General features: G+C 47.6%; 23 protein-coding genes and 1 pseudogene. 22 read left to right on the plus strand and 2 right to left on the minus strand.

All coding sequences use genetic code 11. From position 1 onward, the window contains the following. The first annotated feature begins 157 nt into the window (after positions 1 to 157). From AK95_RS34425 to AK95_RS00925, 21 genes are all read left to right on the plus strand, one after another. Positions 158 to 310: a DUF6906 family protein gene (locus AK95_RS34425; RefSeq protein ID WP_201259341.1), complete on the plus strand. Its 153-nt coding sequence runs from the start codon at positions 158 to 160 to the stop codon at positions 308 to 310. A gap of 181 nt (positions 311 to 491) precedes the next feature. Next, entirely contained in the window at positions 492 to 1,412 is a 921-nt protein-coding gene (locus tag AK95_RS00850) for a replication protein (RefSeq protein ID WP_071218008.1), read from the plus strand. Next, the gene (locus AK95_RS00855; protein WP_074961776.1) at positions 1,339 to 1,755 is read left to right on the plus strand and encodes a replicative helicase loader/inhibitor; all 417 of its coding nucleotides are present in this window, start codon (positions 1,339 to 1,341) and stop codon (positions 1,753 to 1,755) included. Before AK95_RS00850 ends, AK95_RS00855 begins: the two co-directional genes overlap by 74 nt. After that, positions 1,721 to 3,088, plus strand: coding sequence for a replicative DNA helicase (locus tag AK95_RS00860; RefSeq protein ID WP_083397493.1), 1,368 nt, complete (start codon positions 1,721 to 1,723; stop codon positions 3,086 to 3,088). The genes AK95_RS00855 and AK95_RS00860 overlap by 35 nt, the downstream gene beginning before the upstream one ends. Continuing rightward, positions 3,085 to 3,342 (plus strand): hypothetical protein, encoded by a 258-nt coding sequence (locus tag AK95_RS00865; RefSeq protein WP_071218011.1) that lies wholly within the window; start codon positions 3,085 to 3,087, stop codon positions 3,340 to 3,342. Before AK95_RS00860 ends, AK95_RS00865 begins: the two co-directional genes overlap by 4 nt. 16 nt (positions 3,343 to 3,358) lie before the next feature. Next, complete coding sequence (locus tag AK95_RS00870; RefSeq protein WP_071218012.1) at positions 3,359 to 3,685, plus strand: hypothetical protein; 327 nt, start codon at positions 3,359 to 3,361, stop codon at positions 3,683 to 3,685. Beyond that, complete coding sequence (locus AK95_RS00875; RefSeq protein ID WP_071218013.1) at positions 3,682 to 4,371, plus strand: hypothetical protein; 690 nt, start codon at positions 3,682 to 3,684, stop codon at positions 4,369 to 4,371. The genes AK95_RS00870 and AK95_RS00875 overlap by 4 nt, the downstream gene beginning before the upstream one ends. Positions 4,372 to 4,389: 18 nt before the next feature. Then, positions 4,390 to 4,830, plus strand: coding sequence for a hypothetical protein (locus AK95_RS33775; protein WP_083397494.1), 441 nt, complete (start codon positions 4,390 to 4,392; stop codon positions 4,828 to 4,830). Beyond that, positions 4,815 to 5,288, plus strand: coding sequence for a hypothetical protein (locus AK95_RS00885; protein WP_071218014.1), 474 nt, complete (start codon positions 4,815 to 4,817; stop codon positions 5,286 to 5,288). The genes AK95_RS33775 and AK95_RS00885 overlap by 16 nt, the downstream gene beginning before the upstream one ends. A gap of 1 nt (position 5,289) precedes the next feature. Then, positions 5,290 to 5,463, plus strand: coding sequence for a hypothetical protein (locus AK95_RS33990; protein WP_162487505.1), 174 nt, complete (start codon positions 5,290 to 5,292; stop codon positions 5,461 to 5,463). A gap of 5 nt (positions 5,464 to 5,468) precedes the next feature. Then, positions 5,469 to 7,388, plus strand: a complete 1,920-nt coding sequence (locus tag AK95_RS00890; protein WP_162487506.1) for a DNA cytosine methyltransferase — start codon at positions 5,469 to 5,471, stop codon at positions 7,386 to 7,388. Between the two features lie 43 nt (positions 7,389 to 7,431). Beyond that, positions 7,432 to 7,668 carry a hypothetical protein gene (locus AK95_RS00895; protein ID WP_071218015.1) on the plus strand — a complete coding sequence of 79 codons (237 nt, stop codon included), beginning with the start codon at positions 7,432 to 7,434 and terminating at the stop codon, positions 7,666 to 7,668. Between the two features lie 24 nt (positions 7,669 to 7,692). After that, a complete protein-coding gene (locus AK95_RS00900) occupies positions 7,693 to 8,247 on the plus strand; it encodes a dUTP diphosphatase (RefSeq protein WP_343225143.1) in 555 nt (184 codons plus the stop codon). Positions 8,248 to 8,257: 10 nt separating this feature from the next. Further along, positions 8,258 to 8,707, plus strand: a complete 450-nt coding sequence (locus AK95_RS00905) for a YopX family protein (protein ID WP_071218016.1) — start codon at positions 8,258 to 8,260, stop codon at positions 8,705 to 8,707. Between the two features lie 314 nt (positions 8,708 to 9,021). Further along, entirely contained in the window at positions 9,022 to 9,156 is a 135-nt protein-coding gene (locus AK95_RS35080; protein ID WP_268801951.1) for a hypothetical protein, read from the plus strand. Next, complete coding sequence (locus AK95_RS34430; protein WP_201259342.1) at positions 9,153 to 9,329, plus strand: hypothetical protein; 177 nt, start codon at positions 9,153 to 9,155, stop codon at positions 9,327 to 9,329. The genes AK95_RS35080 and AK95_RS34430 overlap by 4 nt, the downstream gene beginning before the upstream one ends. Positions 9,330 to 9,332: 3 nt before the next feature. Beyond that, positions 9,333 to 9,824, plus strand: a complete 492-nt coding sequence (locus AK95_RS00910) for a hypothetical protein (RefSeq protein WP_071218017.1) — start codon at positions 9,333 to 9,335, stop codon at positions 9,822 to 9,824. Positions 9,825 to 9,857: 33 nt separating this feature from the next. Further along, positions 9,858 to 10,226, plus strand: coding sequence for a hypothetical protein (locus AK95_RS00915; RefSeq protein ID WP_071218018.1), 369 nt, complete (start codon positions 9,858 to 9,860; stop codon positions 10,224 to 10,226). Between the two features lie 55 nt (positions 10,227 to 10,281). Further along, a complete protein-coding gene (locus AK95_RS00920; protein ID WP_162487507.1) occupies positions 10,282 to 10,728 on the plus strand; it encodes an ArpU family phage packaging/lysis transcriptional regulator in 447 nt (148 codons plus the stop codon). A 53-nt stretch (positions 10,729 to 10,781) separates the two neighbouring features. Further along, on the plus strand, positions 10,782 to 10,949 hold the full coding sequence (locus tag AK95_RS33995) for a hypothetical protein (protein WP_162487508.1): 168 nt from the start codon (positions 10,782 to 10,784) through the stop codon (positions 10,947 to 10,949). Between the two features lie 79 nt (positions 10,950 to 11,028). Beyond that, positions 11,029 to 12,564, plus strand: a complete 1,536-nt coding sequence (locus AK95_RS00925) for a recombinase family protein (protein ID WP_071218019.1) — start codon at positions 11,029 to 11,031, stop codon at positions 12,562 to 12,564. 15 nt (positions 12,565 to 12,579) lie between these two features. Here AK95_RS00925 and AK95_RS00930 read toward each other — a convergent pair. Both AK95_RS00930 and AK95_RS00935 read right to left on the minus strand, forming a co-directional pair. Continuing rightward, a pseudogene (locus tag AK95_RS00930) lies at positions 12,580 to 13,245 on the minus strand (DUF444 family protein); the annotation flags it as partial. Between the two features lie 166 nt (positions 13,246 to 13,411). Beyond that, complete coding sequence (locus AK95_RS00935; protein WP_235612960.1) at positions 13,412 to 13,834, minus strand: hypothetical protein; 423 nt, start codon at positions 13,832 to 13,834, stop codon at positions 13,412 to 13,414. 211 nt (positions 13,835 to 14,045) lie between these two features. Between AK95_RS00935 and AK95_RS00940 the strand changes: the two genes are divergently transcribed. After that, positions 14,046 to 14,426 carry a DUF423 domain-containing protein gene (locus AK95_RS00940; RefSeq protein WP_071218021.1) on the plus strand — a complete coding sequence of 127 codons (381 nt, stop codon included), beginning with the start codon at positions 14,046 to 14,048 and terminating at the stop codon, positions 14,424 to 14,426. Positions 14,427 to 14,492: the final 66 nt, after the last annotated feature.

A 14,492-nucleotide genomic window follows, 5' to 3' on the forward strand; every position in this document is an offset into this window, starting at 1 on the left:
ATGCTCCAGATTCCAACGCTTCGAGCAGCACAAATCAAGGTGGGAGAAGCATTCCAAAATGAGGGGATTCCCCCATTCATCGTTCATAGCATCACTTCCATTGAGTTCCATGGAACTAAAGCAACAATATACGGATTCACAGCAAAGGAGGATTCCCGTGAAAAACGGTAAGAACCCAACACTCAAGCAAAAGAAACTCATCGAGGATGCTGGTCTCGATCCTCGCGATTGGCTAGTGACAAAGGTAAAACCTTGGTTCCTTCACCTCGTTAATCGTGATGATGGATCAATAAAAGTCATTTTTGTCTAGCTCATGGAAGAGGCAGTTATAGAAATATATGAGCGTTGTCCGGATTGTCAGTTATGCGGTAATGAAATAAGCCCGGGCCGGGAGAAGTACTTCCGAGGATTTCGGGTATGTCACCTGTGCCACTCAGGACTGAAGAGCCGACACAGGTACAAACATGAATCAAGAACGTTGGTGAGGAGGCATGGCAAATCCGCAACTTGAAGATGGTTATACCCGAATTGCCAATGAGCTTCTAGATGAAATATGCCTCTACAAGTGGAACGGATCGCAACTAAAAATAGTGATTAAGGTTTGGAGATTGACCTATGGATACAACCGAAAGGATCATGAATTCTCCAGAACATTTCTCCAGGAAGTTACCGGACTCTCTGAAAGTACAATAAAGCAGGAATTGTCATTTCTCATAAAAAACAGGATCCTACTTGTCACAAAAAAAGAGACCGGTACCGAAGGAAGAAAATTGGCTTTTAACAAAAATTATGAGGAATGGACTATTCCGAAATGTGGTGATTCGATGAAGGAAGAAATGGATTACACGTCAAACCAGGGGGGTCAGGATTCCACCCCCCTAGATAGAGAGGGAGGGGGGTCAGGATTCCACCCCCCTGGGGGGTACGATTCCACCCCCCTAGATAGTGTTGAGGGGGGTGCGATTCCACCCCCATATAAAGAAATAAGATCTTTAAAGAAAAGTATTAAAGAAAAAGAAGCAATGTTTGAACAATTCTATTCGATATACCCGAGAAAATTAGCCCGGAAGAAAGTTGAATCATCTTGGAGAACGTTGTGTAAAGAAAAGGACTTTGATCCTGACAGAGCGATCGCCAATACATTGAATTTTCTTGAAACCTGCAAGCTGCTTAAAACTGATATAAAGTTCCTTCCGTATCCAGCAACCTTTTTAAACCAAAAGAGATACGAGGACTACGACGTAGTAGATCCAGAAGGATTGCTTCAAGTTTCAGAAGGGACAAAAGGGGGCGGCGGCAGCGCTCTTGATCGATTACTTCGAAAGGAGATGGAGGGCCATGGATCGCACCGGCGTGATATTACTGATGAAGTACATCTCGGGGGCATACCGGAGCTTCCGGACGGTAGATGACGACCAAGCCGAGCACGAGGTAGCGGTATGGCATGACATCCTTCAGGACATTCCGAATCAGTTGGCAATGGAAAGGACAAGGGAACTCTGCCGGGTAAACACCACGTTTCCTCCGACTCCCGCAGCGATATATCAGGCATGCACACAGCAGCAAGAACGATCTGTCTATGACATACAAAAAATCGAGCGAGAACAAGAAGTCCTTGCTCTAAAGGAGTATCACGAAAATAATGTTGTGGGTCCGCCTCCTGATCATGTGTTGGAGAAGCTAAATAAACTTTTCAACAAGACAAGGGTCCCAGCCTTCAATGACTACAGCGACGGCGGTGAAGACGATGAGTGATTACAACTATCTGTACGACGCTGAGATAAACGTCCTGGGATCAATCATGTTGGATAAAACCCTCATGGATGAGTGCGTGCTTTCGCCTGAGTCGTTCTCTCCGGAATGGGACAACGGGAAGATATTTGAAGTCCTTCGGTACGCATACAAGAAATTCTCTGATCAACCGGACCCCTTTTACCTTCCCTTACTTGCACAACATTGGGGGAAGAAGCTGGAGAAGATCGGCGGCTTCAGTAGAATAACTGAAATTCAAAGATCGGTACCGCGCACCAATGGGATGTTCAGGCATTATCAACAGATTGTGAATGATGACCACGTCCAACGTGAGATGAGAACTGCTGCTGAGCTGATAGCAACAGGGGGATCAACTCTGCAAGATGTTAAAGCTCGCATGGAAGAACTGGAGGAAATCCAGTCCAGAACGTCGGTCAAAGATGGTCCCATGAATCTGTCTGATCTGCTTGAAAGACATACATCCATGATCATCAAGCGTTCGCAGCACACTGGAGGCGTCACCGGGCGAAAGTCATGCAGCACGGAATACAACAACATGAGCAGAGGCCATCAGGATGGTGATTTTATCGTCGTCGGCGCTAGGCCGTCAGTGGGTAAGTCAGCTTATCTATGCAATGAAGCTTATGCTTCCAGCGAAGATGGATCAACATCGTTTATCATCTCCGGTGAAGATGGGGCATTCAATATGCTAGAAAGAATGATCGGGTCGGTTGGACGGGTCAAGATATCACACATGAAGTCCGGTCAGATGACGGAAAGTGATTGGGAACGGTACAGCAAAGCTGCCGACCTGATTGGAGAACGTAAAATCTTCATTGACGATTCGCCAAGCCCTACTATCGAGCACATATGGCGTACTGTCCGCAGAATGATTAAGCACCATTCAAAAATGACGTTGTACATCGATTACCTGCAGCACCTTCGCAGTGAAAAGAGCTTCACCAGTGAGCGAGAGATGTACAAGTATATTTCATACCAGCTTAAACAAATTGCTCGTACATTCATGATTCCGGTTATATGTCTGGCAGCCGTTGGTCGCAGTGTCGATCAACGCCAGGACAAGCGTCCAATGATGTCAGACATTCGGGATTGCGGCAATATCGAGAGTGATGCTGATATCGTCATATTCCTTTATCGGGACGATTACTACAACGCCGACAGCCCCCGTAAAGGTCTGATCGATCTGGTCGTTGCCAAGGGGAGAAATGTTGGTACTGGAACAATAACCATGGTTTTTGATAAACCGTACCAGGCTTTCCTGAACATTACGGAGGACATGAAGCAGAAGCGTCGGGAAAAGGGGCTGAGTGCATGAGCAGAGTTATCAAGGATGATGAGGAATTTGATCGTGCTATTCAAGGCATGGTCACATTGACGGAAGAGTTAGAGAATATCGATCCGCTGGCGGACGAGGAAGAGATCAAGCGGAAAAAGTGGATGCTCACTCGAACCGCTCAGCTTGTGCAGGTATACAGCAGAGGGAAGTATGCGGCGGAGTTCCCGGAATTACGAAAAAAGTACGATGATCTCGGATGGCCTTATCAGGATTTCGCCATCCAACAGGATTAGAAAGCGAGGGGAAACGATGCAATATATATGCATTGCAATACCGGTGATTGATTACCCGATACAAGGTTACCAGCCAGGCGACATGCGGGTGAAGCTTCAGGAGGAAGCGAACGAACTGATCGACGAAATCGAGTCTGCCGACTTTGATCAGCGCCGGATGCTCAGCGAGTTGCTGGATGTGCTGCAGGTGACAGTCGGGATGATCCGGCAGCAGGCTCGGGAGGTGTTGCCCCCTGGGGAGGCTTCGAAACTGCTCGAAAACGTGATTCAGAGGGCTGCGCTTGACCACAGACTAAAAGTTGAGGAGTATGCTCAGCAGCGTGCTTGGGAGATTGCGAAATGACTCGGTTTGTCGGCATTGATCCGGCCACGTTTACGGGAGTGGTCATTCTGGATGCCGATGGCCGACCTATAGGGGAAACTGTTCTAAAGGGAAAGGGGAAGTCGGCCCCAGGCGGCATCACCCAGGAACAGCGTGTCTCCCTTGAGAATCAGCTATACAGTATTCTCCGGCCCGGGGATGTGATTACCAAAGAGGGGATTGGGCACGCCACCGAAATGTTAATCACCACAGCCAAGATTCACGGCGGCCTCGAAGGGATGATCACCCGCAGGGGGCTGAAATTCAATGAAGTTGCCCCCAATGCGGTAAAGAAATACGTCGATGTAAGCGGATGGGTAGGAGAGCCCGGATCAAAGCAACGACTCAAAGGGATAGCGAAAAAAGAGGCAATGGCTGCCGCCGCCCTCAAGCATTTCGGATACTCCAACCCTAGGCATGACGTGGTTGACGCTTATATTATCGCCAAGATCGGTGAGGCAGTATATCGAGTCCGGAACGGAGAGAAGATGCTACACGATTTCCATCTGGAGTATCAGCGAGAAGTCATATGGTCCATCATCGATCCGGACGCATACAAGGAGTACGAGAAAACGAAGAAGAAAAAATCAAAATCGACCAAACGCCGGGGGAAGCCTGCGGCGGCGGATAGTCACACCCAAAATACGGAACAGCAGTGCTTATTTTGAGGGAGAGGATGATAGAAAATGGAACAACAAATCTATAAACCAGCTCCGGATCCGAAAGGATACTACTTTCATGGCAACATCTATCACGAAGCGTTGCTGACATATCAGCAATACCTCGAAAAGAAGCACGGTGAAAAAGTAATCACTGGGGACCCGGATGATAGCACAAATTACGTCGCTATGGATTGGTATAAGAATGGCAGCATCTCCTTTGCTGAAAAGGAATGGCCTGACTTCATCGTTCGCCTGCGGAACATAATCAAGCTTCATTGCGGTATGTCTCTCCAAAAGAAAGAGGGGGACGATCAGTATATCTACCATATCGGTTCAGTTCTTGGCCTTGATGGGACGTTCTTGATACGCAGCCGCATCTTTATTCAGCACTCTGCAATTTTCAAAATGGATGAGGAAAAATTCATGAAGGATTTAACGAGAATCGGGAGATGGGAAAGGAGCTGATTACAGTGCCAAAGTTGGACCCGGAACTAAAAGAGCAGATCGAGCATTATCTGCACATGGATTACATCACTGAGGCTCAATCAAAGATTCTGAAATCATATTTCATATTTGGAAATTATCCAGAAGCCGCAATCAAGATCGGCATGAAAAAAAGTTCCTTCATTGCTGTGATGTCTGTCCTGAAGCAAAGGAATGTGTTGATTAGAGTTGGTAAGGGCAAATACGTTCTTACCGATGATGAAACCTCCATCATTATGCCTTACAGGAAACCGGAGGAACTACCCGATCCCCCTCTGCAAATGTCCGAGGAAGAAAAAGAATGGATGCTTCAATATTATGGCGACTACAAGAACAATCGTTCAGAAGCTGCTCGGATATTAAAGCGAAGCAAGTTCGATATCTGCCGGATGGCTATTGAACTCCATCTTGACTCGGATAACAGAAGGAGAGTGGAGTGATTTGGGCACATCGGTACCTAACTGGAAGAATGAAATTCAAGGTGGAACGACACCAAGTGATATTAAAAAATACACGCTCAGTCCGGAAGAGTTGGCACAGATCAACGGCAAGCCAATCCCGGCGTCGCATACAAAGCCGATCAAGTTTAGGTCCAATTCGAAGGGGAAGGAGTGACGGCTTTGCAGGCAATAGAAAATATCGAATACAAAACCTCCGCTTTCCTCTTTGCAGGAGTAGGAGGAGCCACCGCCGGCGCAATGCGCTCCCAGGTGGAGTATGGCGGAAAGGTTTACAAGTTCAAGGTCCTTTGCGCGATCGATAGCGATCCAGTTGCATGTCGAAATCATGATCTGATTACAGGAGAGGAAACAGCCGTTCAGATGGACCTCTTCAAACGCTGGCAATATGTTGCCTGGCACGGTCATGAGCCGCCACCCGAATGGCAAGAAGTTACCCCTTGGGATATTTGGCAGGCATTCAAGCAACAAGTTCCTTTCTTTCTGTTTCTATCACCACCGTGTAAGGGCCTTAGCGGACTGCTCCCGCAAGGTAAAGCAGATTCTGATAAATACCAAGCTCTCAATTATTTGACTGTGCATGGGCTTGAGATCACCCTTCAGGCTTGCCTTGAGTATGGGGGGAGGTTACCGGCTGTCATTCAGCTGGAGAACGTGCCGCGGATTACATCCCGCGGAAAGCCGCTGCTCCGGCAGATCAAGAAACTACTAACAAAGTACGGATACGCTGTGAGCATTCGTGCGGATCACAACCTAGGGGAGATCGGTGGACTTGGACAGAATCGTGTCCGATTCCTGATCAAGGCGCGGCACGAATCACAGGTACCGAATGTGATCTATTATCCAGAGAAGAAGCCGCTGAAAAGTATTGGCGATGTTATAAGCACGCTGCCTGCTCCAGGAGATACAGACGCAGGGGGGCCACTCCACAAGCTTCCACGCTTGCAATGGAAAACATGGATGCGTCTTGCGCTTATCCCATCCGGTGGAGATTGGCGTGATCTCAATAAGGTGGATTATCAAAACCTGAGGGTGGTACATGAACCTCGCCGCGGAGCATTTGAAGTGGCGGATTGGAGCAAGCCAAGCCGAGCAGTTACAAGCACGGCTGGCCCAGGGCGCAGCAATGGCGTGACGGCCGTATCTGATCCGCGTCTCCAGATCAACGGGGATGGAAAGACCAATCTGTTCAGAGTTCAATCTTCTGCTGACCCAGCAACTTGTGTGACCGGGGCAGCAGGGCCGAATCAAGGAGCAACTTGTATTTCAGATCCTGCCTTGCAAGAACGTCCTGGGAGGCATCCGGGAGTATATCGGATTGTTCGCGCAGATGAACCAGCACCTTGCGTTACTGGTACGAGGTTTGGTTCAGGAGCGATTGCAGTCGCTGACCCTCGCGTAAACACCAAACTGCATCCGGACAGCTACGGCGTGCAAGATTGGGATTCAACGGCCAAGACAGTCCGTTCGGCGAATCGGATAATGCAGGCCGCGGGCAGCGTGTCCGATCCACGGGTACCGGACAGGCCAGGCCGATACACAGACCAATTCCGCATGCAGGCGGCAGATGGACCAGCCGGGACAGTAACCGGATCGACCGATGTTCAAAACGGAGCGCAACTGATCGCTGATCCGCGAATCAAGAGTGCACCGCGGGCCGACACGATGGGCGTACTGGAGTGGGATCAGCCGAGTAAGACGGTTATCGGTAGTGCAGATGTTCATGCTGCGGCTGCTGCAGTATCAGACCCACGTATCCCATCAGATGATGAACGGGGAGTTTGGACGATTATCAGTCAGGATGGAACATGGCACCGTCCACTGACAACCTATGAACTTGCAATGCTGCAAAGCTTTCCAACACATCTGCCCGATGGACGACCATTCCAACTTGAGGGATGCTCTGACGCCAAGGCCCGGGAATACATCGGAAACGCAGTGCCTCCGGATGCTGCCGAGGCTATGGGCAATGTCATCCTGCTGGCTGCAGCCCAGGCTGATGCTGGGATTACCTTTGAGATGAGCTGGGACCCGGTATGGGTTGCACCGCAAGAGGATAAGATCCCGGCTATGGTGCATTAAGGAGGAAGGAACCCTCCCCCTAACCAAGATCGGAGATGATGGAATGGCGATTTCACCAAAAGCAATTCAGTTGATTGACCAGGCGTTGAATCCGTTGATCGAATCCGGCTGCCGCATTGAGCAGATCAAAATGGTCGTTGCTGCGGGTTCTGAGATTGCCGAACAGAGATTTGTTCAAACGAAATTCGGAACGCTGCGAGTGGAGCCGAACAACTTTGTCCCGCGTGGCCGGGCGTACCTGATCGAGGACCATAACAGGGGATTTAACTGGGTTCGATAACATGAAAAGGGAGCGATGAACGATATGACATTGACCATAGAGCAAATGTACGAAATGCAGAAAGAGCTGGACGCCAAGATCATCAAGGAGAAGGGGTTGGAAGGGCAGGACCTGCTGCCGAATACAGTCCTCGCTCTTCAGGTAGAGATCGGCGAGTTGGCGAATGAATGGCGCGGGTTTAAGCACTGGAGCAATGACCGTGAACCACGAACCAAAGCCCCTATAACTGCATGGGGTGAACCGTATCGAAATCCCTTGCTCGAAGAATACGTCGATTGCCTGCATTTCTTCCTGAGCTTAGCCCGGCAGATAGAGCTGCCCGTGGACGATCTTTATGCACCGGGTCCAGATGAGATGGTGAAAGGCAGTACGACATATGTGTTCACTGAAATTCTGCATCATGTTGGTGGTGTGAGTCTTCAAAAAGACACTTACTATCGCAAAACGGCCTTACGTCTAGGACTATGGATTTTTTACTCGCTGGGCGAGCATCGTTTGGGCTTTACCTTCGAGCAGATTGCAGAGGCATATGCCGCAAAGAATGCCGTGAACCACGAGCGGCAGGCGAATGGATATTAGGAGGCAAGCCATGTACAAATTCCGCGGCAAGCGATTGGATAACGGCGAGTTGGCATTCGGGTTCGGCGCCTTCATATGGGAAGACGACGGAGTCAAAAGAGCAGAGATACACAGCACATACGGAATATTTGAAGTCGATCCCGAAACAGTAGGTCAATACATTGGGCTCCCTGATCGTAACAGCAAGGAAATATACGATAAGGCCACGGTCTTAATCACTGGAACGCAGGAACTGGGTGGCGGTTTAACATTCGAATGGAATGAAAAGGCCATAGTCAAATGGTCGGACGAAGAATGCGGATTTCACTTGGATGTCATCAAGAAACGAGAAGTAAACCTTTGTCAGGATGGATATTTCACCGTTGATACTTTCCCATTGCGAAAGTGGGAGGAAGGCGAGTGGGATATCGAATATGAAGTCGTCGAGGATCATGAAATGCTGGAGGTGCCGCATGGATGATCAACGAGAAGAGAAATGCTTGAAATGTGGAACGCCATTAGAAAACTATACACCTGTGTTTTGTTGTAACGGTCGAGAGTGTGGCTGCATGGGGAAGCCCATAGAACCACCTCTATGTGATAAGTGTTGGGACGAGGTGATGGGATGAATAACCAAAACTGCCTCTCTTGTATCCATGCATTTTCAGATGACAATGACGAATTAATCTGCACCGTTGAGGAAGAGCATGAAAAGGTTGATGAAAGTTACTCTTGTAAAGAGTGGAACCTTTGCCCAACTTTCCACGAGAAAGTAACTGTATTGGAGGTAGTGGAATGACGAAGAAAGACTATTTGCGAATGAAGGCTGCACTCATAAACATACTTGAAATATCCACGGATGAGTTTGCAAAATCTCAAGCACGGTACGGATTGAATATCCAGGTGGACGTTACTGAGGGAGAGAAATGAAGGACGGCGTTGTTCTCTTCTACTGCAAAGACGGAATCTTATACCCTGTAGCACTAACGGAGGAGCAGAACAGCATGCTCCAATTCACAGCCAAACTGTTCGAACCGCTGCAGGTGGTCAATAAACCGCAAGGCAATGCAATTAATCTAACTAAAAAACGAGAGGGGAAATAACCAATGATCAATATGAACGTGCTTTTCAAGTCGATGCAGAAAGATGATAAGAAGGAGATTCTGAAGTTTGAAATCAAGGGTGCTGAGGATCTGGACGGCGAAGCAGAACTGTTCGATCTGTCCGGTGACATCGTGATTATCTCGATGGAAGTCGGCGGGGATGATGTCTGTGGCGAGATCAATTCTGAGTTTATCTCCATGCAGCGCGATAGCAAAAAGACAGTGATGAAGTTCGGCATCAAAGGGGACAGCGATGACAAGGCTGCCAAGCTCTATAGATTCGCCGGCCGTAACGTCACCTTGAAGGTTGCTCCAAGCCAGATGAGCATCGAGGAATTTAATGAGCCAAGGGAAGGTATCCGAGGCAAGATCAATCCGGACGGAACAATTGAAACGGATCCGAACCAGGTGACTCTCGATGAGGTAGCTGCGGGATCTGAGGCAGACAGTGAAGAAGGGCCGCCGATGCCAAACGATGATGTTCTGCCGTTTTGATAAAAACCAAAAAAATCGAAGGAGTGAACATCCATGCCTACAGTTAAATTATCCGAGTTGCCTGGTGATACCCAGCTTAGCTATGAAGACGCACCTTATACCATATCAGCCAGTGACCTAATCAAAAGAATCGGGGACGGAGAGGATCTCGTAGAGCACACATGGTATGTCGCTGTTGAAAAGCGGTGGGGACCTAATGCGAAATACATGCTGGATCAATACATCGAAAACGAATATGACGTAATGTACGAGGATTGGAATGAACGAGCTCGGGACTGTTTGAAGCAAGAACATTATGACCGGATTCAAGCTGTACTGGATGAAGCATTCAAGGGTGATCATGTAAGGAAATATTGGATGCTTGATGGTCCGGAAGTGATTATTGACTGCTTGCCGGAGTAAAGAGAAACAGGCCCCGGCTTCGGCCGGGGGATTCCCTTCATAGTGAGGTGAAAGCATGAAGCAAATGTCTTTTGATCTGCCTGAACTGGATCGAGAGAAGACCAAAGATGCTGTTGAGTCTGCTCTACTCAAATACCGAATGTTTAAGACGATCGATGTTGATGAAAGGGAAGCTAAAGTAACAGCATCTCTTTCAGATATGCCAAGAGGACAAACCAATGTAACCAGCGATCAAACCGGTGATATCGCGGCATATAATATTGATGCCCCGGCTGCCAGGAAAGCATATTGCGAGAAAGTTGAGCGTGCAGTTAAAAGACTGCATCCCAAAGAGAGAATGCTTATACAAGAGCGGTACATGAAAGAGGATTATGTTTTCGATTATGTGATTTATACGCAGATCATGGGCATAAGCGAAGGCACCTATTATAAATACCGTTGGAAGGCTTTCTATAAGCTCGCATTAATCCTTAACATTGCTATCACTAAAAACAATGAATAGGACAACTTCAGCTATTAATATACATGAGAGTATGATGCGCAAGAGAGGAGGAGATGGACATTCAATTTACAATAACTGAAGTAAACGGAACGAAATCTCCCACTGAATGGTTTGCGAAGAAAGTGAAGGAGTTCGCAAAAGACCAATATGGCCTAGATGTGAACGTGGAAATTATCGAATCTCATAAAGGTGATAAAAATGATTTATCGGGCACCCCCTAAAAAGAGGGTGCTTTTTAGTTAATGATACACTTATAATTTTAACCAGTAGTGCCATTGATTTAACTAAAGGAGTCCGGTTATGGAGAATAAGATTAAATGTGGAATTTATGCGCGTGTAAGTACAGATCGTCAAGGTGATTCCATCGAGAACCAGGTGGGACAAGGTACTGAGTATATCAAGCGTTTAGGTGACGAGTACGACACTGAAAACATTGAGGTTTTTCGTGATGAGGCTGTCTCTGGTTATTATACAAGCGTATTTGATAGAGCAGAAATGAAAAGAGCAATTGAATATGCTAGAGAGAAAAAGATACAGCTGCTAGTCTTTAAGGAAGTGAGTCGGGTAGGCAGGGATAAGCAAGAGAATCCGGCGATTATCGGCATGTTCGAACAGTACGGAGTAAGGGTCATCGCGATCAATGATAATTATGATTCGATGAACAAGGATAACATTACGTTTGATATCCTTTCTGTTCTCTCAGAACAAGAGAGTAGGAAAACCTCTGTACGTGTAAGTACGGCTCGTAAACAAAAGGCTGCCAGAGGACAATGGAACGGTGAGCCCCCTTATGGGTATATAGTTAACCCGGAGACAAAGCGGCTGGAGATACATGAAGAGAGAGGAAAGATACCTCCTTTGGTGTTTGATCTTTATGTAAATCGAGGGATGGGTACTTTCAAAGTAGCCGAGTACCTAAACAAAAAAGGGTATGTGACCAAGAACGGAAAACTGTGGAGCAGAGAAACCGTTAACCGATTAATAAGAAACCAAGCGTATATCGGACAAGTAGCCTATGGAACTCGTAGGAATGTTTTAAAAAGGGAATATGACGAAAGAGGGGCAATGACTAAAAAGAAAGTGCAGATTAAGATCAACCGTCAAGAATGGCAGATCGTTGAGGATGCTCATCCTGCTCTAGTGGATAAGGAGTTATTCTATAAGGCCCAAAAAATTCTGATGTCACGGACACATGAACGTGGCGGAGCCAAAAGAGCACATCATCCACTTACCGGCGTTCTTGTGTGCGGTTCTTGCGGGGAAGGAATGGTCTGTCAGAAAAGAAGCTTCAAAGATAAAGAGTACAGATATTACATTTGCAAGACATATCACAAGTATGGCCGTGAGGCATGCTCACAAGCCAATATTAATGCCGATGATATTGAGCGTGCAGTGGTGGAGGCGGTTAGAAATAAAATATCCCGTCTGCCGGCGGACACCCTACTTATTACTGCCGATCGGGAACAGGATATAAAGAAATTGACTTCTGAACTTAAGGATAATAATTCACGTAGGGACAAGCTTATGAAGGATCAGTTAGATATATTCGAGCAAAGAGAACTCTTCCCTGATGACTTGTACCGCTCTAAGATGATCGAAATCAAGAATAGTATTGCACATCTTGAGGAAGAGAAAGAGATTATTGAGAAACAGATTGAAGGGATTAAAGAGAAGATAACCGAATCCTCCTCCCTTCAACACATTATCGAGGAGTTTAAAGAATTGGATATTGAAGATGTGGGACGCCTTCGGGTTCTGATTCATGAGACCGTTGGTAGCATAACGGTAAAAGGGGATAATTTACGGATTGAGTACGTTTATGACTTCGATAGTTAATTATGAAACACTCTTGGATCCGGACGTATCCATCATGGCGATAATGACCGCATTGGATTCCGGGATGACGGTGTCGTCCCAGGTCTTGTAACGCAAGTCGTCCGGACTGATTCCGTGGATGCCGGGTTTGCCGTCTCTTGCATTGCGGCGCAAATTCTCCAAGATGGTGCGTTTCTTGTCAATGTTGGACATGATGCCTTTTTTGCGGATGTCGTTGAAGACGATGGACTCTGTCTCGATCTGCTCTTTATCCTTGGGCTGCAGCAGCGGGAGCTCCAGTTCCTCAAACAGCATATTCTCCAGTTCTTCCAGGCTGACCTCGGTTTCCACGATGTCCTGCCCTGCCTGATCGCCGGCCGATTCTCCCTTACCGGGCTGGGCTGACGAAGGGTCGCGTCCAAGGACGTCCCCAACCTGACTGTCACCGTCGCCCTGACCGACATGCTTTTGCTTTTGATAGTTATAGATGAAACGGTATTCGTCAAGGCTGCGGATCGGAACTTTGATGATCTGCTTTCCGTCGGACAGAATAATGTTTTCCTCGGTAATAAGGTCGGGCAGGTTGCGTTTGATGACTTCACGAATTTTATGCTGATGACGTACCTGATCCTGATAGCCCTTGCGGTGCAGCGACCAGTCTTCACGGGATACGACAAACGACAGGGCGTCTTCATTTTGCATGGACAGTCACCTCCCAAGTATTGCCTTGACACGGTTGCCGTCTTTTTGGCTGTAGTAATTCATTATATTCGGGAGAAAGAGCGATATGTGAGTATCAATCCGGGTTTGTCATGAAAAAGACACTTAACCCGAGATGAATCAGGCAAGTGTCTTGAAGTGGTACTCCTTAAGCATTTAATACGAATAAGAAAAGAGCTCCGATGGTGATGATGACTACGCCGTTCACGATGGTGGCAATCACGGCGACAGCACGCTTGCGTGTTTTGGATAAGCAGCCTACAACGCCAAGCACCAAGCCGGTGATATTGATGATCATCACGATGATGAACACGGCCGCCAGCGTGGTCATCGCTTCCAGCGTTTCCTGAGTCGGCTCAAGGAGCGGTCCGTTCTCCGTCATGTATGGCTCAATCATCGTGGTGCCGAGCGCGCCGAGCAGAATATACCCGAGCAGCGTCACGATCGACAAGATGAATGAGGCGATGCCGAAGCGGGAGTTTTTTCTATCCTCGGGTGGAATAAAGGTGGTTTTGGGTCGCTTAGGTGAACCTTGGTCCTCGGATGGGGAGACAGGTGATTGTTGATCCATGTACATAATCGCTCCTAACATAAGAATTCATTCTCTAATGGGTTCGTGTGGTCTTCAATAAAAAGACATCCTTATTAATCTTTCACAAAATGGCCCTGAAATCAAGTCCAAAGCGTCTCACATGCCGGTGGAAAAGCTTCCTTGAATCCGTTACACTTAATTTGATTACATAAGGACACGGGTGTCCGCTGAAAAAAGGGGTTGAAGAGGCATGAGTCGTAGATTCATCGCATGGGGTTCGATCCTGATGGCATTATCTGTCGCTATCGGGGCATTCGGCGCCCATATGCTGGAGGATAAGATTACGCCGGACGAACTTGCCATTTATGAGACCGGAGTCCATTATCATATGATTCACGGACTTGCGGTGCTGATTACGGGGATTGTGGCGAAGGTTCTTGGCGAATCCCGGAAGCTGTTCTGGGCAGGGACTTTATTCATTGCGGGAACCGTCATATTTTCCGGAAGTCTCTACGTGTTAAGTTTATCGGGCTTGAAGTGGCTCGGTGCGATTACGCCGATCGGCGGTGTATCCTTTATCGTGGGCTGGCTGATGCTGATGTCTTCGGCGTTGTCCCGAAAAAATGCTTGATATTAAAAAAAACGGCTTCACCGATCCCTTCTTATGGGGCGGCGAAGCCGTTTTTTTGATGAATAC

This window comes from Paenibacillus sp. LC231, from assembly GCF_001860525.1.
Lineage (GTDB): Bacteria > Bacillota > Bacilli > Paenibacillales > Paenibacillaceae > Paenibacillus_AQ.